Here is a 23981-nt window from a genome sequence, read left to right as displayed (position 1 = left end):
GTCAGTCCTTGGGGGCTTCGGGGTTGTCGCCGGACTCGTCGGGTTCGGCGGAGGCGTCGGCCTCGTTGGCGTCGTTCTCGACGATGCGCTGCAGGCCCGACAGCTTGGCGCCGTCGTCCAGCGCGATCAGCGTGACGCCCTGAGTGGCGCGGCCGAGTTCGCGGATCTCGGCGACGCGGGTGCGCACCAGCACGCCCTTGTCGGTGATCAGCATGATCTCGTCCTCGGGGCGCACCAGTGTGGCGGCGACGACGCGGCCGTTGCGCTCGCTCTGCTGGATGGCGATCATGCCCTTGGTGCCGCGGCCGTGGCGGGTGTACTCGACGATGCTGGTGCGCTTGCCGTAGCCGTTCTCGGTGGCGGTCAGCACGCTCTGCGTCTCGTCCTCGGCCACCAGCATCGCGATCAGGCGCTGGTCGGGCTCGAGCATCATGCCGCGCACGCCGCGGGCCGTGCGGCCCATCGGGCGCACGTCGTCCTCGTCGAAGCGCACGGCCTTGCCGCCGTCGCTGAACAGCATCACGTCGTGGTGGCCGTCGGTCAGCGCAGCGCCGATCAGGTGGTCGCCCTCGTCCAGGTCGACGGCGATGATGCCGGCCTTGCGCGGGTTGCTGAAGTCCTTGAGGGACGTCTTCTTCACCGTGCCCATGGCCGTGGCCATGAAGATGAAATGGTCCTCGGGGAAGGCGCGGAACTCGCCGGTCAGCGGCAGCACGACGGTGATCTTCTCGCCGGCCTGCAGCGGGAACATGTTGACGATGGGCTTGCCGCGCGAGTTGCGCGAGCCCTGCGGCACCTCCCAGACCTTGAGCCAGTAGACGCGGCCGCGGTCGGAGAAGCACAGGATCCAGTCGTGCGTGTTGGCGATGAAGAGCTGGTCGATCCAGTCGTCGTCCTTGGTCGCCGTGGCCTGCTTGCCGCGGCCGCCGCGGCGCTGGGCGCGGTATTCGCTCAGCGCCTGGCTCTTGATGTAGCCGGTATGCGAGAGCGTGACGACCATGTCGGTCGGCGTGATCAGATCCTCGGTGCCCAGCTCCTGGGCGTTGTGCTCGATGACGCTGCGGCGCGCACCCAGCTTGGTCTGGCCGAACTCGGTCTTCAGCTGCACCAGCTCGTCGCCGATGATGGTGGTCACGCGCGACGGCGTGGCCAGGATGTCGAGCAGATCGGCGATCTCGGCCATCACGTCGCGGTACTCGCCGACGATCTTGTCCTGCTCCAGGCCGGTCAGGCGTTGCAGGCGCATCTGCAGGATCTCGCCGGCCTGGGCCTCGGACAGGCGGTAGAGGCCGTCGGCCTGCATGCCGAACTGGGCTTCAAGGCCCTCGGGGCGGTAGGCCTGGCCGCCGCCTTCGGCGCGCGCCAGCATCTCGCGCACCAGCGAGGAGTCCCAGCTCTTGGCCATCAGCGCGGCCTTGGCGACCGGCGGGGTCGGCGAGGTCTTGATGGTCTCGATGAACTCGTCGATGTTGGCCAGGGCCACCGCCAGGCCTTCCAGCACGTGGCCGCGTTCGCGGGCCTTGCGCAGTTCGTAGATCGTGCGGCGGGTCACCACCTCGCGGCGGTGCTCCAGGAACACGACGATCATGTCGCGCAGATTGCAGAGCTTGGGCTGGCCGTCGACGAGGGCGACCATGTTCATGCCGAAGCTGTCCTGCAGCTGGGTCTGCTTGTAGAGGTTGTTCAGCACCACCTCGGGGACTTCGCCGCGCTTGAGTTCGATGACGACGCGCATGCCGGACTTGTCGGACTCGTCCTGGATGTGGCCGATGCCCTCGATCTTCTTCTCCTGCACCAGCTCGGCGACGCGCTCCAGCAGGGTCTTCTTGTTCACCTGGTAGGGAATCTCGTCGACGATGATCGCCTGACGGTTGCCCTTGTCGATGTCCTCGAAGTGCACCTTGGCGCGCATGACCACGCGGCCCCGGCCGGTGCGGTAGCCGTCGCGCACGCCGGCCAGGCCGTAGATGATGCCGGCCGTCGGGAAGTCGGGCGCCGGGATGATCTCCATCAGCTCGTCGACGCTGACCTCAGGGTTCTTCAATGCGAACAGGCAGGCGTCGACGACCTCGTTGAGGTTGTGCGGCGGGATATTCGTGGCCATGCCCACGGCAATACCCGCCGCGCCGTTCACCAGCAGATTCGGCAAACGGGTGGGCAGGACCAGGGGTTCCTTATGGCTGCCGTCGTAGTTGGGCCCGAAATCGACGGTTTCCTTGTCGATGTCGGCCAACATTTCGTGAGCAATCTTGTCGAGACGAATCTCGGTGTATCGCATCGCAGCGGCGTTATCGCCGTCGATGGAGCCGAAGTTGCCCTGGCCGTCGATCAGCATGTGGCGCAGGCTGAAGGGCTGCGCCATGCGGACGATGGTGTCGTAAATGGCGGAATCGCCGTGCGGGTGGTATTTACCCATGGTCTCACCCACGGCCTGCGCACTCTTGCGGTACTTGGCGTTGTAGGTGTTGCCCATCTCGTTCATCGCGTAGAGCACGCGGCGGTGCACGGGCTTCAGGCCGTCGCGCGCATCGGGCAGGGCGCGGCCGACGATCACGCTCATCGCGTAATCGAGGTAGGAGCGGCGCATCTCCTCCTCGAGGCTGATCGGCAGGGTTTCCTTGGCGAACTGGGTCATGCGGGCTCTGGCTCTCGCGTGCGCGACACGGGCGCGACGGGGTGGGTGGCGAAAGGCGCGGATTCTAAGCGGGCCGCCACCTTGTAGCAGCAGCGCAACATCGTCACCGTGCCCACGAACGTAGGCCGCCACAATGCGTTCGTCCCGGTGCCCTATGGCACAATCGTCGAGTCCCTAGGAGAAACCCTAAAGTGCTCCTGAGGTTAGAGGTTGAGTATTGACTCTCGCAGGGCAACTGCGGCATTCCTTGAGAGGAGAATCATGAAGAAACTGAATCGCGTGGCGTCGCTGTTTGCGGTGGCTGCGGTCGCCGCTGCGGCTTCGTCGGCCGCGCTGGCCCAATCTGTCGACAACTGGCGCGCCGCCGACGGCACGGTCTGGAAGAACGGCACCAGCGAATATTGCTGGCGCGACAACTTCTGGACGCCCGCCACGGCTGCGAAGGGCTGCGACGGCGAAATCAAGCCGGCACCCAAGGTTGAAGAACCCAAGCCGGTCGCTCCGCCGCCCCCGGCCCCTGCTCCGGTCCCCCCGAAGCCCGTGACGCCGCCCCCGGCTCCGGTCAGCGAGAAGGTCACCTTCGCCGCTGATGCCTTCTTCGACTTCGACAAGTCGACGCTGAAGCCCGAAGCCAAGGCCAAGCTGGATGACCTGGTCAGCAAGACCAAGAGCATCAACCTGGAAGTCATCATCGCCGTGGGTCACACCGACTCCGTCGGCAGCGATGCCTACAACCAGAAGCTGTCGATCCGCCGCTCCGAAGCCGTCAAGGCCTATCTGGTGAGCAAGGGTGTCGAGCCGAACCGCGTCTACACCGAAGGCAAGGGCGAAAAGCAGCCCGTCGCCGACAACAAGACCGCGGAAGGTCGCGCCAAGAACCGCCGCACCGAGATCGAAGTCGTCGGTACGCGCAACAAGTAAGCTCTGCGCCCATGGGCGCTTTGCGCAAGGCCCCGCCGGCTCGCCGTCGGGGCTTTTTTATTTCCAGGATCTCATGACGATCAACGCCGACCCGCAAGAGCTCGCCAAGTTCGGCGAGCTGGCCCATCGCTGGTGGGACCCAGAGAGCGACTTCAAGCCCCTGCACCAGATCAATCCGCTGCGGCTGGGCTGGATACAGCAGCTCTGCCCCCTCGCGGGCAAGCGCGTCGTCGACGTCGGCTGCGGCGGCGGCATCCTCAGTGATTCGATGGCGCGAGCCGGCGCCAGCGTGCTGGGCATCGACCTGTCGACCAAGCCCCTGCGCGTGGCGGAACTGCATGCGATGGAGGCCGGCACGCAGGGCGTCGAGTACCGCGAGATCGCCGTCGAGGAACTCGCCGCTGAACAGCCGGCGGGCTTCGATGCCGTGACCTGCATGGAGATGCTGGAGCATGTGCCCGACCCGGCGTCGGTCGTGCGCGCCTGCGCGACGCTGGTCAAGCCGGGGGGCTGGGTCTTCCTGTCGACGCTGAACCGCAACGCCAAGTCCTTCCTGCTGGCCATCGTCGGCGCGGAGTACGTGCTGCGGATGCTGCCCAAGGGCACGCACGAATACGCGCGCTTCCTGAAGCCGTCCGAACTGGCCCAGTTCTGCCGCGATGCCGGCCTCGGACTCCAGTCCAGCCGGGGCCTGGGCTACAACCCGCTGACCCAGCGCTACAGCCTTGGCGCCGACACCGACGTGAACTACCTGCTCGCCTGCCGTCGCGCGCCGTGAAGCGCGACGGCCGCTGGGCCCATCTGCGGGCCGTGCTTTTCGACCTGGATGGCACGCTGATCGACAGCGCCGCCGACCTGGCCGCGGCGGCCAATGCGATGCGCGTGGAGCGAGGCCTGCAGGCGCTGCCGCTGGCGCAATACCGCCCCCATGGCGGCACGGGCGCGCGCGGCATGCTGGCCCAGGCCTTCGGCGTTGCGCCCGGGCAGGCGACGTACGAGGAGCTCAAGCGCGAATTCCTCGACCGCTATGAACTGCTGATGTACGCCAGCACGCGGCCTTTCGGCGGCATCGAGGCAGAGCTCGGCGCGCTTGCCGGTGCCGGCCTTGCGTGGGGCATCGTCACGAACAAGGCCGAGCGTTTCGCATTGCCCCTGGTTGAGGCGCTGGGCCTGCGTGCGGCTGCCGTCGTGGGCGGCGATACGACGGCGCACCTCAAGCCGCATCCCGCGCCCTTGCTGGAGGCGGCCCGACGCCTGGGCGTGACGCCAGCGGCCTGCCTCTACGTCGGCGACGACGAGCGCGACGTCGTGGCCGGCCGCGCTGCCGGCATGGCCACCGCCGCCGCGGCCTGGGGCTATCTCGGGCAAGCTGCCGAAATTGGGCGCTGGCAGGCCGACATTGAACTGGCCGCGCCCGGCGAGCTCTTGAAGCATCTCGGTCTGGCCTAAAATAGCGAGTTCTGGGGCCGACCTGGTTTCGACGTGGGTGCGGATCCGGAGTAGGGCATGCCGAGCACCAGTCCGCTCGTAAAACCACTGGAAACAAAGTAACTGCAAACGACTCTACGTTCGCACTCGCCGCTTAATTGCGGTTGAGCTTCTCAACGGCAGGCCGATGGGCCGGGCCGAGTTCCGCAAGGGGCGAGGCTGAGAAGTCACTCACATCGGCTGGCAGCGCGCTGGGTCACTCAGTGCGTTGCGAGATCAAGTGACTGGCGGGAAAACTAGCGTGCCACTGCGCGAGTTGACCGCGAGATTCAAACCAGCCGGCTAAGCATGTAGATCTGCCCGGTGATGGCTTGCGGACGGGGGTTCAATTCCCCCCGGCTCCACCATCCAAGCAAAAGGCCCGTGTCGGTGACACGGGCCTTTTTCCATTTCGAATCGAATGTGCGGGGGAATAGAACCCCCGCCCGTGGGCTCAGTTGAAGCCCTGCCCGCGGATCAGGCCGACGGCCAGGCCCTCGATGCTGAAACTCTCGCTGTGCTCGTTGACCAGAATGGGTTCGAAATCGGGGTTTTCGGGCAGCAGCTGAATGCCCTCGGGGCCGCGCCTGAAGCGCTTGACTGTGACTTCGTCGCCGACACGGGCAACGACGATCTGGCCGTTGCGGGCATCCTTGGCCGACTGCACGGCCAGCAGGTCGCCGTCGAGGATGCCGATGTCCTTCATGCTCATGCCCTTGACCTTGAGCAGGTAGTCGGGCCTCTTGGCGAACAGGCCGAGCTCGACGCTGTAGGTCTGCTCGACATGCTCCTGGGCCAGGATGGGCGCGCCGGCGGCGACGCGGCCGATCAGCGGCAGCGTCAGTTGTGCCAGATTGGGGATCGGCAGGCTGAACTGGCGCGCGCGGTTGACGGCGCTCAGCATGTCGGATTTGAGGCGGATGCCGCGCGAGGTGCCGCCGACGAGTTCCAGCATGCCCTTGCGGGCCAGGGCCTGTAGATGTTCCTCGGCCGCGTTGGCGGATTTGAAACCCAGCTCGGCGGCGATCTCGGCGCGGGTCGGCGGCGCGCCGGTGCTTTCGATCGCATTGCGGACCAGGTCGAAGATCTGCTGCTGGCGGGCGGTAAGCTTGGGTCGGTCTTGCACGGGCGGCCTTGATTGAAAGGGCTGAGTGGGCTGGCAATTTGTCCAGCACCTGTATTTTTGTCCAGGAAGCCAGGAAATTGCAAACTCTTGATCGACTGATCGTCATTCTGGGTACCGGCGGCACGATTGCCGGCACCGCCAAAACCGCCAGCGATGGCGTGGGCTACACCGCCGCGCAATTGAGCGTCGGGGATTTGCTGGCCGGCGTGCCGGCGCTGGCCGGGCAGCGGCTGGAGGCGCACCAGGTCGCGCAGCTCGACAGCAAGGACATGGACTTCGCGACCTGGCAGCGGCTGGCGGCTGTCGTGGAGCATCACCTCGCCCGCCCCGAGGTCGCGGGCGTGGTCGTCACGCACGGCACCGACACGCTGGAGGAGACGGCCTATTTTCTGCACCGCGTGCTGGCGCCGGCCAAGCCGGTGGTGCTCACCGCGGCGATGCGCCCCGCGACGGCGCTGGCGCCCGACGGGCCGCAGAACCTGTTCGACGCGGTCCAGGTGGCCGCGGCCGAGGGCGCGGCGGGTGTGGTCGTCGCATTCGCCGGCCGCGTGCATGACGCGGTGCAGGTGCGCAAGACCCACAGCTATCGCGTCGATGCCTTCGAGTCGACCGATGGCGCGCTGGTGGCCCGGGTGGAGGAGGGCACCGTGCGCCTGCTCGGCCGCTGGCCCGCGGGCGAGGCCGTCGGCCTGACGCGCATCGCCGCGCCTGCCGAGCGCTGGCCGCGCGTGGAGATCGTGATGAATCACGTGGGCGCCGATGGCGCCGTCGTGCGGGCCTTGTGGGCCAGCGGCATCGACGGCCTGGTTGCCGCCGGCACGGGCAATGGCACGCTGAGCCGTGGCCTTGAGGCTGCGCTGCGCTATGCGCAGGCCGGCGGCGTGAGGGTCTGGCGCAGTACGCGCTGCGATGCGGGGCCGGTCATGGACCTGCCCGGCCTGCTGCCCAGCGCGGGAGCGCTGAGCCCGGTCAAGGCCAGGATCGAGCTGATCCTGGCCTTGCTAGCCGACGGCTGAAGGTCGGCCGCAGGGCCATCAGACGATGGTCAGCGTCACGTCGACGTTGCCGCGCGTCGCGTTGGAGTAGGGGCAGACCTCGTGGGCCGTGGCCACCAGGGTTTCCAAATGGGCGCGGTCCATGCCGGGCACCGAGATCTTCATTGCGACCTGGATGCCGAAGGCGCCCGGCTTGTTGGCGTGGGGGCCGATGCCGACCTCGCTGGTGATGCTCACTTCGGCCGGCAGCGCGATCTTCTGGCGCGCCGACACGGCCTTCATCGCGCCGATGAAGCAGGCGGAGTAACCGGCCGCGAACAGCTGCTCGGGGTTGGTGCCGTGGCCGCCCGCGCCGCCCAGTTCCTTGGGCGTGGACAGGGCAAGGTCCAGCACGCCGTCGGACGACTTGGCGGTGCCGGTACGGCCGCCGGTGGCGGTGGCGGTGGCGGTGTAGAGGGCTTTCTCGATGGCCATGGGTGGGCTCCTTGGGTGGTGGGTGGGGGAAAAGTTAGGCGGCCGCATCGGCGGCCCGGTTCAGCTGCTGGCGCAACTGCTGCAGGCGCTGGGTCAGCGCGATGACCTCGTCCAGCTCGCAGGCGCTGGCGCAGGCGAGTTGGCCGGGGATGTCCAAGGCCTGCTCGCGCAGCTTGCGGCCCTGGGGGGTCAGGAAGATGTCGACGCGGCGCTCGTCGTCGCGGGCGCGCCGGCGCTCGATGTGGCCGAGGCTTTCCAGGCGTTTGAGCAGCGGGGTCAGCGTGCCCGAGTCCAGCGACAGGCGCTGGCCGAGTTGCGACACGCTCGGGCCGTCCAGCTCCCACAGCACCAGCATGACGAGGTATTGCGGATAGGTCAGGCCCAGCGGCGCCAGCAGCGGCTTGTAGATCCGGGTCATGGCCAGCGAGCTGCTGTAGAGCGCGAAGCAGAGCTGGCGGTCCAGCAGCAGCCATTGCTCGCGGACGTCGGTGGCGGGAGGCTTGCTGCGTGGCATGGTTGATAATGTAGTCAGCAATTTAATTGCGTGCAAGTTAAATGGTCTTTTGGGAGGCAGGCTGCTTCGTGGCGATCTGCGACGATGCGCCGGCCCGACCAATAGAGAACGACGAGGAGAGTGGCAATGCTGATGCTTGCGAACGTGCTGGCCGCGCTGGTGGCGCTGCTGCACCTGTACTTCCTGGTGCTGGAGATGTTTTTCTGGACCAAGCCGCTGGGCCGCAAGGCCTTCGGGCTGAAGGCCGACTTCGCCGAGCAGAGCAAGGCGCTCGCGGCCAACCAGGGCCTCTACAACGGCTTCCTCGTCGCCGGCCTGGCGTGGGGGCTGATGCAGGGCGCCGCGGGCGCGGGCCGGCCCTGGCTGCTGTTCTTCCTGGGCTGCGTCGTCGTGGCCGGCGTGTTCGGCGCGGCCACGGCGTCCAGGAAGATCCTGTTCGTGCAGGCGCTGCCCGGCGCGCTCGCGCTGGCAGCGGTCTTCGCGCTTTAGGCGCTCATCGCCTCGATCTGCTCGCCCAGTTCCAGCCAGCGCATCTCGTCGGCTTCGAGCTGGTCGGCAATCGCCTTCAGCCGCTTGCCCATCTCGGCGATCGCCGATGCGGCGGCACCTTCGGCGAGCTGGGCCTCGATCTCGGCGCGCTCCTCGGCCAGCGCGTGCAGGCGCTTGTCGATGGCTTCCATCTCCTTGCGCAGCGGGCGCGTCTGCTCGGCGAGCTTGGCGCGGGCCTGGCCGGAGGCCTTGCGGTCCTCGCGCGGTGCGGGCGCCGGGGCTGGCGCGGCAGCGACGACGGGCGCCGGCGCAGGGGCTGACGAGCCCTTCTTGGCCGCGCGCGCCGCTTCCTTGCTCTGGTCCAGCAGCCAGCGCTGGTAGTCGTCCAGGTCGCCGTCGAAGGGCTTGACGACGCCGTCGGCCACCAGCCAGAACTCGTCGCAGACCTCGCGCAGCAGCGCGCGGTCGTGGCTGACCAGCATGACGGTGCCTTCGAATTCGTTCAGCGCCAGCGACAGCGCCTCGCGGGTGTTCAGGTCCAGGTGGTTGGTCGGCTCGTCCAGCAGCAGCAGGTTGGGGCGCTGCCACACCAGCATGGCCAGCACCAGCCGCGCCTTCTCGCCGCCGGACAGGCTGCCGACCTGCTGGTTGACCATGTCGCCGGTGAAGCGGAACTGGCCGAGGAAGTCGCGCAGTTCCTGCTCTCGGCCGGGCGGGCCGACATCGCGGGCCAGGCGCACCATGTGCGCAAGCGGCCCTTCGTCCAGGCGCAGCACATCCAGCTCCTGCTGGGCGAAGTAGCCGATGGACAGGCCCTTGCCCTCGGTCAGCCTGCCGCCCATGGGCGCCTGCGCGCGGGCAATGGTCTTGACCAGCGTGGACTTGCCCTGGCCGTTGGCGCCGAGGATGCCGATGCGCTGGCCGGCCAGCACCGAGCGGTCCACGCCGCGCACGATGATCTTGTCGCCTTCGTCGGTGCGATAGCCCGCCGACAGCTCGTCGAACATCAGCATCGGGTTGGGCAGGTTCAGCGGCTCGCGGAACTCGAAGTCGAAGTCGGCCGAGGCCAGCACGGGCGCCAGCTTCTCCATCCGCTCCAGCGCCTTCACGCGGCTCTGCGCCTGCTTGGCCTTGCTGGCCTTGGCCTTGAAGCGGTCGATGAACTTCTGCAGGTGGGCGACCTTCTCCTGCTGGCGCGCGAACGCGGCCTGCTGCAGCACCATGCGTTCGGCGCGCTGCGTCTCGAAGCTGGTGTAGTTGCCGCCGTAACGCACCAGCTTGCCTTCGTCCAGATGCAGCGTGACCTTGGTGATCGCGTCGAGGAACTCGCGGTCGTGGCTGATGACGATCAGCGTGCCGTCGTAGCGCTGCAGCCAGGCTTCCAGCCAGACCAGGGCGTCCAGGTCCAGGTGGTTGGTGGGTTCGTCCAGCAGCATCAGCTCGGCCGGGCACATCAGCGCGCGGGCCAGCTGCAGGCGCATGCGCCAGCCGCCGGAGAAGCTGTTGACCGGTGCGTCCAGCTGCTCGGTCCTGAAGCCCAGGCCCATCAGCAGCGCCTGGGCGCGCGAGCGGGCGTCGAAGGCGCCGGCGTCGGCCAGCGCCGCGTGGGCCTCGGCCATCGCGTGGCCGTCCTCGGCGGCTTCAGCCTCGGCCAGCGCCACGCGGGCGGCCATCAGCGTCAGGTCGCCCTGCAGCACGAAGTCGGTCGCGCCGTCCTCGGTCTCGGGCATGTTCTGGGCCACCTCGGAGCGGCGCCAGTGTTTCGGCACCTCGACCTCGCCGCGGTCGTTCGACAGGCGCCCGGTCAGCAGCGCGAACAGGCTGGACTTGCCGGCGCCATTGCGGCCCACGAGGCCGATCTTCTCGCCGGGCTGCAGCGTCGCGGACGCGGCGTCCAGCACCACCTTGACGCCGCGGCGCAGCGTGATGTCGCGCAGCGTGATCACAGCAGGTTTTCCTTGGTCACCAGCAGCACCTGGTCGGCGCCGGAGGAGGTTTCCATCCAGACGACTTCCAGCGTCGGGAAGGCCGCCTCGAAGTGCTCGCGCTCGTTGCCGATCTCCAGCACCAGCACGCCGTCGTCGGCCAGCGCGGCGGGCGCGGCGCGCAGCAGCTCGCGGATGAAGTCCATGCCGTCGGCGCCGCCGGCCAGGGCCAGCTCGGGCTCGGCGCGGTACTCGGCGGGCAGGGCGGCCATGCTCGCGCTGTTGACGTAGGGCGGGTTGCAGAGGATGAGGTCGTAGCGGCCTTCGGCGCCGGCGAGGCCGTCGCCTTGCAGCAGGCGAATGCGCAGCGCGAGGTTGTGTCGTTCCACGTTCAGCCTGGCCACGGCCAGCGCGTTGACGTCGATGTCCAGCGCATCCACGTCGACGTCCGGCCAGGCCATGGCCGCCAGCACGGCCAGGCTGCCGTTGCCGGTGCACAGGTCCAGCACGCGGCGGCTCGCCGGGTTCAGCCAGGGGTCGATGCTGGCGTCGGCGATCAGCTCCGCGATGAAGCTGCGCGGCACGATGGCGCGTTCGTCGATCGTGAACGGCACGCCCTGCAGCCAGGCTTCTCCGGTCAGGTAGGCGGCCGGCTTGCGGGTGGCGATGCGCTCGTCGATCAGCGCGGCGATGGCGGCTTCCTCGTCCGCCGTCAGCTCGCGCTCCTCATGCTCGTCAAGCGCGTCCAGCGGCAGGCCCAGGCGCCACAGCGCCAGCCACATGGCCTCGTCGAAGGCGTTGGTCGTGCCGTGGCCAAAAAACAAGCCCGCCTGGGCGAGGCGGGCGGCTTGGGATTCGATGCAGGCGATCAGTTTCAAGGGGTGCGCACGTCGAGCGTGATTTCGGTGAAGCTGGCCTCGTCGCCCGCCTTTTCTTCCTTGCGCGGCGCGGCCGTGAGGCGGGCGCCCGGCGCTTCGTTCTGCAGCCGCCACAGCAGGTTGGTCGGCGAGTCGGCGAAGGCCAGGCCTTCCTCGCGGCTGATGGTGCCGTCGGTGATGAGCTTGGCGAAATGCTCTTCGTAGGTCTGCGAGCCCTCGGCGATGGATTTCTCCATCGCCTCCTTCACGCCGGCGAAGTCGCCCTGCTCGATGAGCTCGGCCGTCAGCTTGGTGTTCAGCAGGATCTCGATGACGGGCACGCGCCCGCCGGCCGTCGCGCGCACCAGGCGCTGCGACACGATGGCCTTCAGGCCGGCCGCGAGGTCGTTCAGCAGCGCCGGGCGGGACTCGGGCGTGTAGAAGGACAGGATGCGGTTCAGCGCGTGGTAGGTGTTGTTGCCGTGCAGCGTGGCCAGCACGAGGTGGCCGGACAGCGCATAGCTGATGGCCGCCGTCATCGTGTCGCGGTCGCGGATCTCGCCGATCAGGATGCAGTCCGGCGCCTGGCGCAGCGCGTTCTTCAGCGCGACCTGCAGCGAGGCCGTGTCGCGGCCGATCTCGCGCTGGTTGACGACCGAGCGCTTGTTGCTGAACAGGTATTCGATCGGGTCCTCGATGGTGAGGATGTGCCCGGTCATCGTCTGGTTGCGCAGCTCCAGCATGGACGCCAGCGTCGTGCTCTTGCCGGTGCCGGTGGCGCCCACCATCAGGATCAGGCCGCGCTTCTCCTTGATCATCTGGCCGAGGATGGGCGGCAGGCTCAGGCTCTCCAGCGTCGGGATGTCGTGCGGGATGTGCCGGAACACGCCGGCGATGGAGCCGCGCTGGCGAAAGCCCGACAGCCGGAAGCTGCCGACGCCGGACACGCCGACGGCCATGTTCAGCTCGCCGCTGTTGTCCAGCTCGGCCAGGCTGGCCGGGTCGATGACCTCGGCGATGAGCTGGCGCGGCTGCGGCGGCGTGAGGAGCTGGTCGGAGAGCTGCACGGTCTGCCCGTTGATGCGGATCAGCACCGGCATATTGGCCGACAGATAGCAGTCCGAAGCACCCTTGTCGGCCATCAGCCGCAGGATGCGCTCCATGTTCCCCCCACTCATGCCGAAGCCTCCTCGGTATTGACCCAGCGACTGCCATGAATCCGGCTTTGCCGGTCCATCGGCGGTGCCCCCTCGAAGGGGGCGCGCGAAGCGCGTAGGGGGTGAGCCATGGTCAGGCGCGCAGCAGTTCGTTGATGCTCGTCTTCGAGCGCGTCTGTGCATCGACGCGCTTGACGATGATGGCCGCATACAGCGAGTAGCGGCCGCCGTCCTTGGGCAGCGAGCCCGAGATGACGACGGAGCCGGCCGGGATGCGGCCGTAGCTCACCGTGTCGGTCGCGCGGTCGTAGATGGGCGTGCTCTGGCCGATGTAGACGCCCATCGAGATGACCGAGTTCTCCTCGACGATGACGCCCTCGACGACCTCGGAGCGGGCGCCGATGAAGCAGTTGTCCTCGATGATGGTCGGGCTGGCCTGCAGCGGCTCCAGCACGCCGCCGATGCCGACGCCGCCGCTCAGGTGCACGTTCCTGCCGATCTGCGCGCAGGAGCCGACGGTGGCCCAGGTGTCGACCATGGCACCTTCGTCGACGTAGGCGCCGATGTTGACGTAGCTGGGCATCAGCACGACGTTCTTGGCCTGAAAGCTGCCGCGGCGGGCGACGGCCGGCGGCACGACGCGCACGCCGGTGGCGCGCAGCTCGGCCTCGCTCATGCCAGCGAACTTGGTCGGCACCTTGTCGAAGAAGGTCAGGTCCTTGTCGCCCATGAGGCGGTTGTCGTTCAGGCGGAAGGACAGCAGCACGGCCTTCTTGATCCACTGGTGCACCGTCCACTGGCCGACGCCCTCGCGGGTGGCCACGCGCAGGCGACCCGCGTCCAGCTCGGCGATGACATGCTCGACGGCCTCGCGCAGCTCGGGGGCATTGGTGGGGTCGAGCGAGGCGCGGTTGTCCCAGGCGAGGTCGATCAGGCTTTGCAGTTCGGCGGTGTTCATGACAGGGATTTCGTGAAGGAAACGATGCGGCGGGCGGCTTCGAGGCATTCGGCCTCGTCGGCGACGAGAGCGAGGCGGATGCGCCCGGCGCCGGGGTTGTTGCCGTGGGCTTCGCGGGCCAGCAGGCTGCCCGGCAGGACCGCGAGATTGTATTGAGCGAGCAGGCCCTGGGCGAAGGCGATGTCGTCACCCAAGGCGGCGCCGGGCCGCCCCAAGGCGCCATGCCCCCCTCGGGGGGCATGGGGGCTGAAACATTCAGGAACAGCCGCCCACAGGTAGAAGCCGGCGTCGGGCAGGGCCACGTCCAGCACCTCGGCCAGCAGCGGCGTGACCTCGGCGAATTTGCGTCGGTAGCGCGCGCGGTTGTCGACGACATGGGCCTCGTCGCCCCAGGCCGCGATGCTGGCGGCCTGCACGATGGGGCTCATCGCGCTGCCGTGGTAGGTGCGGTAGAGCAGGAATTTCTTCAGCAGCGCCGCGTCGCCGGCCACGAAGCCCGAGCGCAGGCCCGGCACATTGGAGCGCTTGGACAGCGACGTGAACGCGATCAGGTTCCTGAAGTCGCTGCGGCCCAGCCTGGCGGCGGCCTCCAGGCCGCCGAGCGGCGCCTCGTCGCGGAAATAGATCTCCGAGTAGCACTCGTCGGAAGCGATGACGAAGCCGTGCCTGTCGCTCAGCTCGAACAGCGCCTGCCATTCGGCGAGCGGCATCACCGCGCCGCTGGGGTTGCCCGGCGAGCAGACGTAGAGCAGCTGCGTCCTGGCCCAGGTGGCGTCGTCGATCTGCGACCAGTCGACGGCGAAATTGCGCGCCGGGTCGGAGTTGGCGTAGGCCACCTCGGCACCGGCCAGCAGCGCCGCGCCCTCGTAGATTTGGTAGAAGGGGTTGGGGCAGACCACCGTGGCGCCCGCGCGGCTCGAATCGATGACCGTCTGCGCGATGGCGAACAGCGCCTCGCGCGAGCCGTTGACGGGCAGCACCTGCGTGGGCGGGTCCAGCGTGAGGCCGTAGCGGCGGGCGATCCAGCCGGCGATGGCCTCGCGCAGGGCCGGCGAGCCGGCCGTGGCCGGGTAGCCCGACAGGCCCTTCATCGCGCCCTTGATGGCCTCTTCGATCAGGGCCGGCGCGGCATGGCGGGGCTCGCCGATGCCCAGCGAGATCGGCGCCAGCGCCGGGTTGGGTGTGATGCCGGCGGTCAGCGCGCGTAGGCGTTCGAAGGGGTAGGGCTGCAGCCGGTCGAGCAACGGATTCATCAGCCCAGCATCCCGCTCTCGAAACCATGCGCCGGCAGCTCCACGCGCGGTGCGGGCGTCCAGCCCGGCTTGCGGTGCTCGGCAACGACATTGGTGTAGATGCCGCCGCGCACATACCACTTGGCCGTGATGCGGATGAAGCGCGGGTCGGTGACCTTGACGATGTCGTCCAGGATCTTGTTCGTGACCTTCTCGTGGAAGGCGCCTTCGTCGCGGTAGCTCCAGAAGTACATCTTCAGGCTCTTGAGCTCGACACAGAACTCGTCCGCGATCATGTCGATCGTGAAGTAGGCGAAGTCGGGCTGGCCGGTCAGCGGGCAGTGGCAGGTGAACTCGGGCACCTGGAACTGGATGACGTAGTCGCGCTCGGGATTCGGGTTCGGGAAGACCAGGATGTCCTTGCTGGGCTTGCTCGGCGGGTTGGGCGGCACCTCGCGCATCTTGGGCTTCTTCTTGGCGGCAGCGGGGGCGGGGGACTTCTTGGTAGCCATGATCATGTGGGTCTTGCGAGGGGGCGAATGCTATCATCCAGCCCCATCTAAGCGCCCCTGAAAGGCGCTTTTCTTTAGCCAAATCAACGGCTTACGCGCCTCCTTCATGCGGCTGAATTCGATCAAGCTGGCCGGCTTCAAGTCCTTTGCCGAACCCACGACCTTCCAGCTGCCCGGGCAGCTCGTCGGCGTCGTCGGCCCCAACGGCTGCGGCAAGTCCAACATCATGGACGCGGTGCGCTGGGTGCTGGGCGAGAGCAAGGCCAGCGAGCTGCGCGGCGAGTCCATGCAGGACGTCATCTTCAACGGCTCCGGCAACCGCAAGCCCGCGGGGCGCTCCAGCGTGGAGCTGGTGTTCGACAACAGTTCCGCCCGCGCCGGCGGCCCGTGGAACCAGTTCACCGAGATCGCCGTGAAGCGCGTGCTGACGCGCGACGGCACCAGCAGCTACTTCATCAACAACCAGCCGGTGCGCCGGCGCGACGTGCAGGACGTGTTCCTCGGCACGGGCCTGGGGCCGCGTGCCTACGCCATCATCGGCCAGGGCACCATCTCGCGCATCATCGAGAGCAAGCCCGAGGAGCTGCGCCTCTTCCTCGAAGAAGCGGCCGGCGTGTCCAAGTACAAGGAACGCCGCCGCGAGACCGAGAACCGCCTGAAGGACACGCGCGAGAACCTGACCCGCGTCGACGACATCCTGCGCGAGCTCAACAGCAATCTCGAAAAGCTGGAGCGCCAGGCCGAGGTGGCGGCCAGCTATCGGCAACTGCAGGACGCCGGCACGCTGAAGCTGCACCAGCTCTGGTGGTTTAAGCTGCGCGATGCCGGCAACGAGGCCACGCGCGTGAAGGCCGCGCATGCCGAGGCGCTGAATGCGCTGGAGTCGCGCACCGCCGAGCTGCGCGCCGTCGAGGCCACGCTGGAAGAAACGCGCCAGCAGCATTACGCGGCCGGCGACGAGCTGCACGGCAGCCAGAGCCGCTATGCCGAGGCGCAGCTGGAAGTGAGCCGGCTGGAGGAGCGCATCCGCTTCGTCGTCGAGAGCCGCAACCGCGCCCAGCAGCGCCTGGCCGAGCTGCATGCGCAGGACCAGCAGTGGCGTGAGCGCGTCGAGCAGTCGGCCGCCGAGCTGGAAGGCATTGCCGAGCAGATCGCCGGCGCCGACGAGCAGAGCGAGATCCTGGCCGCCCAGGCCGAGGAGCAGCAGGCCCAGCTGCCGCTGGCCGAGGACGCGCTGCGCGCCGCCCAGGCCCGCAGCAACGAGCAGCGCACGCTGGTGGCCCAGGTGCAGCAGCAGATCCAGGTGCTGGCCGCCGAGAGCCGCAGCGTGGACGAGCAGGCGAGGGCGCTGCGGCAGCGCGAGGACCGGCTGACGGCCGAGTCGCGCGCGCTGGGCGCCCCCGATCACGAGGCGCTGGAGGCGCTGAAGGCCCGCAGCGCGGAAGCCGACGAAGCCCGCGACCTCGCCGATGCCCGGCTGCACGAGCTGGCCGAGCAACTGCCCCAGCTGGAAGAGCAGCGCCGCGCCGCGCAGCAGGATGCCAATGCCCAGCTGGCCAGGCAGTCCGAGCTGAGCGCGCGGCTGGAGGCTTTGCGCGCTCTGCAGGAAAAGGTGCAGACCGAGGGCAAGCTCAAGCCCTGGCTGGCCAAGCATGGCCTCGACGGCCTGCAGGGCCTGTGGACGCGCCTGCACATCCAGCAGGGCTGGGAGAACGCCCTCGAAGCCGCGCTGCGCGAGCGCATGGGCGCGCTGAGCGTGGGCCGGCTGGACACGGTGCGCGCCTTCGAGGCCGACGCACCGCCGGCCCGCCTGGCCTTCTATTCGACGCCGGCGGGTTCAATAGCCAACACCCACGAGACCCTGCCCAAGCTGAGCGCGCTGCTGAAGCTGGAGGACGCCGGCCTCGTCGCGCTGCTGAACGACTGGCTGGAAGGCGTCTACACGGCGCCCCACCTCGACGCGGCGCTGGCCGAGCGCGGCAAGCTCACGCACGGCGAGCTGATCCTGACGCCGCAGGGCCATGCGGTCGGCCAGTTCTCGGTGACCTTCTACGCGCCCGACTCCGAGCAGGCCGGCCTGCTGGCCCGCGCCCAGGAGATCGAGCAGCTGACGACGGCCCAGCGCGCGCAGAACCTGATCGCCGACGAGGCCCGCCTGTCGCTGGGCCGCTTCGAGCACCAGTTCAACGACGCCAACGGCCGGCTGGCCGCGCTGCGCCGCGAGGCCAGCGAGACGCAGACGCGCGCCCACCAGATCCATGTCGAACTGCTGCGCCTCACGCAGCAGGCCGAGGCCAGCCAGCAGCGCCGCAGCGCGCTGGATGCCGAGCTGGCCGAGATCGCCGCCCAGCAGGAAAGCCTGCAGGAGCGCCGCGCGGTCGGCGAGGCGCGCTTCGAGGAACTGGACATTCAGCTCGGCGACGCTCAGCAGCGCCACGCGGAACTCGACGACGGCGTCATCGCCGCCGAGCGCAAGCTGGCCGACGCGCGCGAGCAGCTGCGCACGCTGGAGCGGCGTTCGCAGGAAGCCCGCTTCGCGACGCAGACGCTGGCCGCCCGCCGCGGCGAGCTGCAGCGCGGCATCGAGACGGCGCAGGCCCAGATCGCCACGGTGGCCAGTTCCGCGGCCAGCCTGCAGACCGAGCTGGACGGCTTCAACGACGCCGCCGCGCAGGCCGGCCTGCAGGACGCGCTGGCGCTGAAGGTCGAGCGCGAACAGGCGCTGGCCGCCGTGCGTGCCAGCTACGACGACCTGTCGCTGCGCCTGCGCAAGGCCGACGAGCAGCGCCTCGGCTTCGAGCGCAGCCTGGACCCGCTGCGCGAGGCCATCACCAAGCTGCAGCTCGAAGAGCAGGCCGCTCAGCTCGGCGGCGCGCAGTACTGCGAGCAGCTCGAAGCCGCCGCGGTGGACCTGGAAGCGCTGGCGAAGTCCATCGAGGACGGCGCCGTGAAGCTCCACGGCCTGCAGGGCGAGATCGACCGCATCAACCGCGAGATCGCAGCCCTGGGCGCCGTCAACCTCGCCGCGCTGGACGAGCTGACCGCGGCCCGCGAGCGCAAGACCTTCCTCGACTCGCAATGCGCCGACCTGAACGCGGCCATCAAGACGCTGGAAGACGCGATCCACAAGATCGACCTCGAGACGCGCGACCTGCTGGGCTCGACCTTCAACCAGGTCAACGAGCACTTCGGCCGCATGTTCCCCGAGCTGTTCGGCGGCGGCCAGGCCCGGCTGGTCATGACGGGCGACGAGATCCTGGACGCCGGCGTGCAGGTCATGGCCCAGCCGCCGGGCAAGAAGAACAGCACCATCCACCTGCTCTCGGGTGGCGAGAAGGCGCTGACGGCCATCGCGCTGGTGTTCGCGATCTTCCAGCTCAACCCCGCGCCCTTCTGCCTGCTCGACGAGGTGGACGCGCCGCTGGATGACGCCAACACCGAGCGTTATGCCAAGCTCGTCTCGCAGATGAGCCGCGTGACCCAATTCCTCTTCATCTCGCACAACAAGATCGCGATGGAGATGGCGGAACAATTGATCGGCGTGACGATGCAGGAGCAGGGCGTGTCCCGTATCGTCGCCGTCGACATGGACAAGGCTCTTTCAATGGCCGAAATGGCATGACCGTCACTCTGACCCAACTTCTCGCAATGGCCGGCGGCATCGTGCTGGCCGGCGTCGTCGCCCATGGCGCCTGGGCCGCGCGCAAGGCCGGCCCCAAGCGCGCCGCGCCGTCGCCGATGGAGGAGCCGCACTTCGACGCGCCGCCGAGTCCTGGTGAAGTCGCGGGCGAGGCCGAGCCGCTGGAAGTGAACCTGCCCGCGGTCGTACGCCCGGCGCGCCGGCCTTCCAACCGCATCGATGCGCTGATCGACGCGATCGCGACCATCACCGTCGAGCAGCCCGTCGCCGGTGCACTGGCCCTGCAGCACCAGCCCGGCAGCCGCCGCGCCGGCACCAAGCCGCTGCAGATCGAGGGCCTGAACGCCGAGAGCGGCGACTGGGAACTGCCCGAGCCGGGCCAGCGCTACGGCGAGTTCCAGGCCGGCCTGAAGATGGCCAACCGCAGTGGCGCGCTCAACGAGATCGAATACTCCGAGTTCGTGCAGAAGATCCAGGCCTTTGCCGATGGCGTCGGCGGCTTCGTGCAGTTCCCCGACATGCTGGACGTCGTCGCCCGCGCCCGCGAGCTGGACCAGTTCGCCGCCAGCCACGATGCGCAGCTGGCCCTGCTGCTGCGCGCCAAGGCCGCGGCCTGGACGCCGGGCTTCGTGCAGCAGTCCGCGGCCCGCCACGGCTTCGTCGCCGGTGCATTGCCGGGCCGCCTCGTGCTGCCGTCCGCCGAGGAGGGTGCGCCACCGGTGCTGACCCTGCAGTTCGACGCCCAGGCCGCGCTGGCCGAAGACCCCGAGGCCCTGTCGCTGCGGGTGCTGACGCTGGCCCTGGACGTGCCGCAGACGCCGGCCGAGGCCGAGCCCTTCGCGGCCTGGCAGGAGGCCGCCCGCGCGCTGGCCCGCGACCTGGAGGCCGAGGTCTGCGACGACCGCGGCCAGGTGCTGGGCCTGCATGCCTTCGCGTCCATCGACGTCGAGCTGAAGAAGCTCTACGAGGCGCTCGCCGAGCGCGACCTGGCGGCGGGGTCACCGGCCGCCCGCAGGTTGTTCAGCTGATGACGACCAGCCTGCTGCTGATCAGCCTGCTGATCCTCGGCAGTGCGTTCTTCTCGATGGCCGAGCTGTCGCTGGCGGCCTCGCGGCGGCTCAACCTGCAGCAGCGCGCCGACGCCGGCGACGCCCGCGCGGCCCGCGTGCTGGCCGTGCAGGAGCGCCCGGGCGACTACTTCACCGTCGTGCAGATCGGCGTCAACACCGTTGCGATCCTGGCCGGCATCGTCGGCGAGGGCGCGTTCACGCCGCATTTCGAGGCGGCGCTGCGCGTCGTGATGGCACCGGAGCTGGCGGCCACGCTGGGCTTCGCCGGCTCCTTCGCCAGCATCACGGCCCTCTTCATCGTGATGGCCGACCTGGTGCCCAAGCGCCTGTCGATGAGCGAGCCGGAGCGCGTGGCGATGGCGCTGGTCGGGCCCATGCTGCTGCTGTGCCGGCTGCTGCGGCCGCTGGCCTGGTTCTTCAGCGGCATCACCGAGGGCCTGATCCGCCTGCTGGGCCTGCCGGCCAAGCGCGACGAGACCATCAGCTACCGCGACATCCTGGCGCTGACCGAGGCCGGCTACCAGGCCGGTGTCGTCGCCGACGAGGAACAGCAGGTCATCGCCAATGTGTTCGAGCTGGACACCCGCACCGTCGAGACGGTCATGACGACGCGCGAGAGCATCGTGTTCTTCTCGCGCGACGAAGACGATGTGCTGATCCGCAACCGGATTGCCGACACGCCGCACTCCACCTACCTGGTGTGCGATGACGGCATCGATCAGGTCGCCGGCTATGTGGACGCGACCGACCTGTTCCAGCGCGTGCTGCGTGGCGAGGCGCTTTCGTTGCGCGACGGGGGCGCCGGCCTGGTCAAGAAGGTGCTGATCGTGCCGGACCGGCTGACCTTGTCCGAGATGCTGACGCAGTTCCGCGAGGCGCACGAGGACTTCGCGGTCGTCGTCAACGAGTACAGCCTGGTGGTGGGCGTCATCACGCTGAACGACGTGATGAGCACGGTGATGGGCAGCCTCGTTGCGCCGCACTACGAGGAGCAGATCGTGCGCCGCGAGGACGGCTCCTTCCTGGCCGACGGCATCACGCCCATCCCCGACGTGGAGCGCGCGCTGGGCATCGACGGCTGGCCGCATGCCGGCCAGTACGACACGCTGGCCGGCTTCCTGATGGTCATGCTGCGCCGCATCCCGCGGCGCACCGACGTCGTCGAATGGGAGGGCTGGCGCTTCGAGGTCGTCGACGTGGACAGCCACCGGGTGGACCAGGTGATGATCACGCCCATCGCCCCGTCGAACATGTCCTGACCCAGAGGCCGAAATCGAACGGTCGGGGCTGTGCGTCCCCGGCCAGGCCCTACAAGCCGCGCCGCAGCATCCGCGAGCGCTTCGCCGGCCGAGGCCGGCCGGGCGCCGGCGAAGGCCTTCAGAACTTGAAGTTGCCGTCGTTGCGCGACTGCGTGCCGCCGCCCGCGCAGCTCGTGAACTCGCGGTTGCCGCTGCCGGTGGCCTGGTTGCTTTCCCAGACGGCGGTCGAGCCGTTCCATTTCACATATTTGTACTGGATGGCCGCGCCGGCGGGCAGGCCCACGCTGCCCGTCCACGGCACGTTGGCGCCCGAGCCCTGGATGGTCAACGCGAAGCCGGAGCCCGGCGCCCAGGCGCCCAGGCCACCGACGTTGCCGACGATGCGCAGGCTCTGGCCCCAGCTCGTGTTCGCGTTGGCGATCGTGAAGCTCACGGTGCAGCCCGTGCCACCGCCGCCGCCCGTCAGCGCCTGGCCGGTGTAGATGGCCACGGCCGGCGTGCTGCCGCTGCTGTTGGCCGGCACCGTGAAGCTGGCGTTGCCGCCGGCGTCCACCGTGACCGAATCGGCCGTGCAGCCGGTGCCGGCGGCGTTCTTCGTGCCGTTGATGACATTGCAGTAGGTGCCGGCCGGCAGCCCGGTGGAGAAGCTGCGCGTCCAGGGGCTGCCGCTGTTGTTCAGCGCGGCGAAGCCGACGTTGCCGCGGCTGAAGGCCACCTGGTTGGCGTTGTCGCCGACGATCCAGTTCTGTTGCGCCTGGCCGGTGCTGGCGTTGCGGAACGCGACCATATTGGCCAGCGGCGTCCAGCGGTGGGCGAAGTCCCAGACGACATTGATCTGGGCCACGCCGCCGCTGTAGGGGCTGGTCGTGGGGCGGTCGGCACCGGTGTCGCTGAACTTGTAGCCCGAGTAGAGCTGGGCCTCGCCATAGCCCTGGGCCAGCATGAAGATGTTGGCCAGCGTGTAGCGCATATTGGCGGCGTCATTGCTGACCGCGTTGTTGATGTTCAGCGAGCCGCCGTTGCGTTCGGTGTCCCAGTTGGTGATGAAGACGGTCGCGTTCTGCGGCTGGATGAAGCCCCAGCTGCCGCCCCAGTTGCCCCAGGTGCCCATGACGCCGGGGATGCTGGACAGGCTCAGCCCGTTGTTGCCGCGGAAGACGTCGCGCATCGCCGACGTGAACTGGAACTCGTTGAGCGTGCCGACCGGGAAATAGCTCGGCCGGTCCACCTCGCCGTCGTTGATGATTTCCTGCGTGACCCAGATGGGCTCGCCCTGCAGCGTCGTCGGGTAGGCGGCCTTGACGGCGCCCATGATCGAGGCCCAGGCGCTCGCGGGCATGTGCTTGGCCGCATCGATGCGAAAGCCGTCCACGCCCAGGGCCAGCAGGGCCTTCAGGTAGTTGACGATCTGGCCCTGCACATAGCTGCTTTCGGTGGCCAGGTCGGGCAGGCCGCCGAGGCGGCAGTTCTGCACATTGCTGCGGCCGGCCGGCGAGTTGTAGTCGGTGGCGGCGATGCTGCAGTTGGCGTGGAAGTCGTTGGCGCTGAAGTAGGGGTAGCTCAGCGAGGCGGCATCCCAGGTCGAGCCGTCGGTGGCCGTGCCGCTGCCGTCGGCCATCTGGTTGACGACGACGTCCGCATAGACGCGCACGCCGGCCGCGTGGCAACTGGCGATCATGCTCTGCAGCTGCGCGGGCGTGCCCATGCGGCTGTTCAGGTTGACGTAGTTGACCGGCTGGTAGACGCCCCACCAGCCGTTGGCGTTCTTGGACGCACCGGGCGGCGAGATCTGCACGCCCCCGAAGCCCTTGGGGCCCAGCCACTGCGTGCATTCGGTGGCGATGTCGGGCCAGGCCCACTCGAACATCTGCACGGACGTGGAGTTCGGGTTCAGGGCCAGGGCAGGAGGCGCGAAGGTTGCCAGCAGCGCGGTGCTGGAGGCCAGCGTCAGGGCGAGGAAGAGCCGGCGGCTCGGCGGCAGCTTTTGCATGGGTCTGTCTCCGTGGGGTTCGACGCCGCCCTCGTCGCGGGGCGGCTGCTTCGGCCGATCGACTGCATGACCCGGCCGCCTTTCCCGATCCGGGAAAGTGCCCAGACTCTAGGTAAATGCCGGCATCATTGATGTAGCAAAACTACCTATCGACGAAAAATATCCCTAGATTGAGCGCGAGGGAGGCGCTTCGGAGCGCGTCACTGCCGGCTGCCCTGGCGCCGCGCGGTCATCTCTACGCCTATGAATTTCAAGGTGGCCTCATCCAGATTCGCTGCGGCCGAAGGGAAGGCCTGCTCCTCTTCGAGTGGCATATGCGCTGCATAGATGGTTGTGTAGCTATGCAACAGATCATCCGGCAAATCTGCTGCCTTTCCAGCCGCCCAGGCCAGCAGAGGCGGGCGCAGCGCGGCCCAGAGCCGCGTCATCTCGGCGTGATCGGCCTGCAGGCGCGCGGCCAGTTCCGCCAGGCCCTGCTGGCGCAGGCGGGGTAGCACATGGCGTTCCTCGTCCTCGTGGTGGGCCGGGCCGGCCAGGTCGAAGTAGCGCAGCACGTCGGCCGCCGCGTCGCGTGCCTGGGCGTCCACGCCATGCCGGGCGACATGGGCCTGCAGGCGCTGCAGCAGGTCCAGGCTGCGGCGCACGCGTTCGTGGCAGGCAGCCAGCATCTCGAAGGGCTGGTCGAAACCCACGGCGGGGCCGGCGTGCAGGGCGATCTTCGAACTCATGCGGGGCATTGTCTGCCCGCGACAATGCGGCG

Annotated in this window: 20 protein-coding genes and 1 other RNA gene; 9 read left to right on the top strand and 12 right to left on the bottom strand. The window is 68.6% G+C overall.

The features are described 5' to 3' along the window. Position 1: 1 nt before the first annotated feature. A complete protein-coding gene (gene gyrA / locus NYP07_RS20995; RefSeq protein WP_268153696.1) occupies positions 2–2635 on the bottom strand; it encodes a DNA gyrase subunit A in 2634 nt (877 codons plus the stop codon). A 261-nt stretch (positions 2636–2896) separates the two neighbouring features. Between gyrA and ompA the strand changes: the two genes are divergently transcribed. The 4 genes from ompA (at position 2897) to ssrA (ending at position 5391) form a co-directional block, all read left to right on the top strand. Continuing rightward, positions 2897–3556 carry an outer membrane protein OmpA gene (ompA, locus tag NYP07_RS20990; protein WP_268153710.1) on the top strand — a complete coding sequence of 220 codons (660 nt, stop codon included), beginning with the start codon at positions 2897–2899 and terminating at the stop codon, positions 3554–3556. A gap of 73 nt (positions 3557–3629) precedes the next feature. Continuing rightward, positions 3630–4334 carry a bifunctional 2-polyprenyl-6-hydroxyphenol methylase/3-demethylubiquinol 3-O-methyltransferase UbiG gene (gene ubiG, locus NYP07_RS20985; RefSeq protein WP_268153694.1) on the top strand — a complete coding sequence of 235 codons (705 nt, stop codon included), beginning with the start codon at positions 3630–3632 and terminating at the stop codon, positions 4332–4334. Next, positions 4331–5005 carry an HAD family hydrolase gene (locus tag NYP07_RS20980; protein ID WP_268153693.1) on the top strand — a complete coding sequence of 225 codons (675 nt, stop codon included), beginning with the start codon at positions 4331–4333 and terminating at the stop codon, positions 5003–5005. The genes ubiG and NYP07_RS20980 overlap by 4 nt, the downstream gene beginning before the upstream one ends. A gap of 13 nt (positions 5006–5018) precedes the next feature. After that, positions 5019–5391, top strand: a transfer-messenger RNA (tmRNA) gene (ssrA, locus tag NYP07_RS20975). An 86-nt stretch (positions 5392–5477) separates the two neighbouring features. On the opposite strand, the gene lexA is transcribed toward ssrA, so the two are convergent. Beyond that, positions 5478–6149: a transcriptional repressor LexA gene (gene lexA / locus NYP07_RS20970; protein ID WP_268153692.1), complete on the bottom strand. Its 672-nt coding sequence runs from the start codon at positions 6147–6149 to the stop codon at positions 5478–5480. 77 nt (positions 6150–6226) lie between these two features. Between lexA and NYP07_RS20965 the strand changes: the two genes are divergently transcribed. After that, positions 6227–7165, top strand: a complete 939-nt coding sequence (locus tag NYP07_RS20965; protein WP_268153691.1) for an asparaginase — start codon at positions 6227–6229, stop codon at positions 7163–7165. 18 nt (positions 7166–7183) lie between these two features. Here the strand turns inward: NYP07_RS20965 and NYP07_RS20960 are convergent, their stop codons facing one another. Both NYP07_RS20960 and NYP07_RS20955 read right to left on the bottom strand, forming a co-directional pair. Beyond that, positions 7184–7618 (bottom strand): organic hydroperoxide resistance protein, encoded by a 435-nt coding sequence (locus tag NYP07_RS20960; protein WP_268153690.1) that lies wholly within the window; start codon positions 7616–7618, stop codon positions 7184–7186. A 34-nt stretch (positions 7619–7652) separates the two neighbouring features. After that, positions 7653–8132 carry a MarR family winged helix-turn-helix transcriptional regulator gene (locus NYP07_RS20955; protein WP_268153689.1) on the bottom strand — a complete coding sequence of 160 codons (480 nt, stop codon included), beginning with the start codon at positions 8130–8132 and terminating at the stop codon, positions 7653–7655. Between the two features lie 126 nt (positions 8133–8258). Between NYP07_RS20955 and NYP07_RS20950 the strand changes: the two genes are divergently transcribed. Further along, the gene (locus NYP07_RS20950; RefSeq protein WP_268153688.1) at positions 8259–8621 is read left to right on the top strand and encodes a DUF1304 domain-containing protein; all 363 of its coding nucleotides are present in this window, start codon (positions 8259–8261) and stop codon (positions 8619–8621) included. On the opposite strand, the gene NYP07_RS20945 is transcribed toward NYP07_RS20950, so the two are convergent. From NYP07_RS20945 to queF, 6 genes are all read right to left on the bottom strand, one after another. Further along, positions 8618–10567 carry an ATP-binding cassette domain-containing protein gene (locus NYP07_RS20945; protein ID WP_268153687.1) on the bottom strand — a complete coding sequence of 650 codons (1950 nt, stop codon included), beginning with the start codon at positions 10565–10567 and terminating at the stop codon, positions 8618–8620. The two genes, NYP07_RS20950 and NYP07_RS20945, sit on opposite strands and share 4 nt — an antisense overlap. Continuing rightward, the gene (gene prmB / locus NYP07_RS20940; RefSeq protein WP_268153686.1) at positions 10564–11424 is read right to left on the bottom strand and encodes a 50S ribosomal protein L3 N(5)-glutamine methyltransferase; all 861 of its coding nucleotides are present in this window, start codon (positions 11422–11424) and stop codon (positions 10564–10566) included. The genes NYP07_RS20945 and prmB overlap by 4 nt, the downstream gene beginning before the upstream one ends. Continuing rightward, complete coding sequence (locus tag NYP07_RS20935) at positions 11421–12581, bottom strand: PilT/PilU family type 4a pilus ATPase (protein WP_268153685.1); 1161 nt, start codon at positions 12579–12581, stop codon at positions 11421–11423. The genes prmB and NYP07_RS20935 overlap by 4 nt, the downstream gene beginning before the upstream one ends. A 112-nt stretch (positions 12582–12693) precedes the next feature. Beyond that, complete coding sequence (gene dapD / locus NYP07_RS20930) at positions 12694–13518, bottom strand: 2,3,4,5-tetrahydropyridine-2,6-dicarboxylate N-succinyltransferase (protein WP_268153684.1); 825 nt, start codon at positions 13516–13518, stop codon at positions 12694–12696. After that, entirely contained in the window at positions 13515–14771 is a 1257-nt protein-coding gene (gene dapC / locus NYP07_RS20925) for a succinyldiaminopimelate transaminase (protein WP_268153683.1), read from the bottom strand. The genes dapD and dapC overlap by 4 nt, the downstream gene beginning before the upstream one ends. After that, positions 14771–15211, bottom strand: coding sequence for a preQ(1) synthase (gene queF, locus NYP07_RS20920; protein WP_268153709.1), 441 nt, complete (start codon positions 15209–15211; stop codon positions 14771–14773). Before queF ends, dapC begins: the two co-directional genes overlap by 1 nt. 157 nt (positions 15212–15368) lie before the next feature. On the opposite strand from queF, the gene smc reads away from it, so the two are divergent. The 3 genes from smc to paeA are packed head-to-tail and all read left to right on the top strand — an operon-like array spanning position 15369 to position 21231. Further along, positions 15369–18884 (top strand): chromosome segregation protein SMC, encoded by a 3516-nt coding sequence (gene smc, locus NYP07_RS20915; RefSeq protein ID WP_268153682.1) that lies wholly within the window; start codon positions 15369–15371, stop codon positions 18882–18884. After that, entirely contained in the window at positions 18881–19930 is a 1050-nt protein-coding gene (locus tag NYP07_RS20910; protein ID WP_268153681.1) for a cell division protein ZipA C-terminal FtsZ-binding domain-containing protein, read from the top strand. Before smc ends, NYP07_RS20910 begins: the two co-directional genes overlap by 4 nt. Further along, complete coding sequence (paeA, locus tag NYP07_RS20905) at positions 19930–21231, top strand: polyamine export protein PaeA (protein ID WP_268153680.1); 1302 nt, start codon at positions 19930–19932, stop codon at positions 21229–21231. Before NYP07_RS20910 ends, paeA begins: the two co-directional genes overlap by 1 nt. A 118-nt stretch (positions 21232–21349) precedes the next feature. Here paeA and NYP07_RS20900 read toward each other — a convergent pair whose 3' ends face one another. Together NYP07_RS20900 and NYP07_RS20895 are read right to left on the bottom strand one after the other, a co-directional pair. Continuing rightward, a complete protein-coding gene (locus tag NYP07_RS20900) occupies positions 21350–23221 on the bottom strand; it encodes a carbohydrate-binding module family 20 domain-containing protein (RefSeq protein ID WP_268153679.1) in 1872 nt (623 codons plus the stop codon). A gap of 200 nt (positions 23222–23421) precedes the next feature. Further along, positions 23422–23949: a hemerythrin domain-containing protein gene (locus tag NYP07_RS20895; protein WP_268153678.1), complete on the bottom strand. Its 528-nt coding sequence runs from the start codon at positions 23947–23949 to the stop codon at positions 23422–23424. Positions 23950–23981 lie beyond the last annotated feature (32 nt).

This window comes from Pelomonas aquatica, assembly GCF_026712205.1.
Classification (GTDB): domain Bacteria; phylum Pseudomonadota; class Gammaproteobacteria; order Burkholderiales; family Burkholderiaceae_C; genus Pelomonas; species Pelomonas aquatica.
Note: the sequence above shows the minus strand (reverse complement) of the source record. Positions and strands in the feature narration are given on the sequence as shown.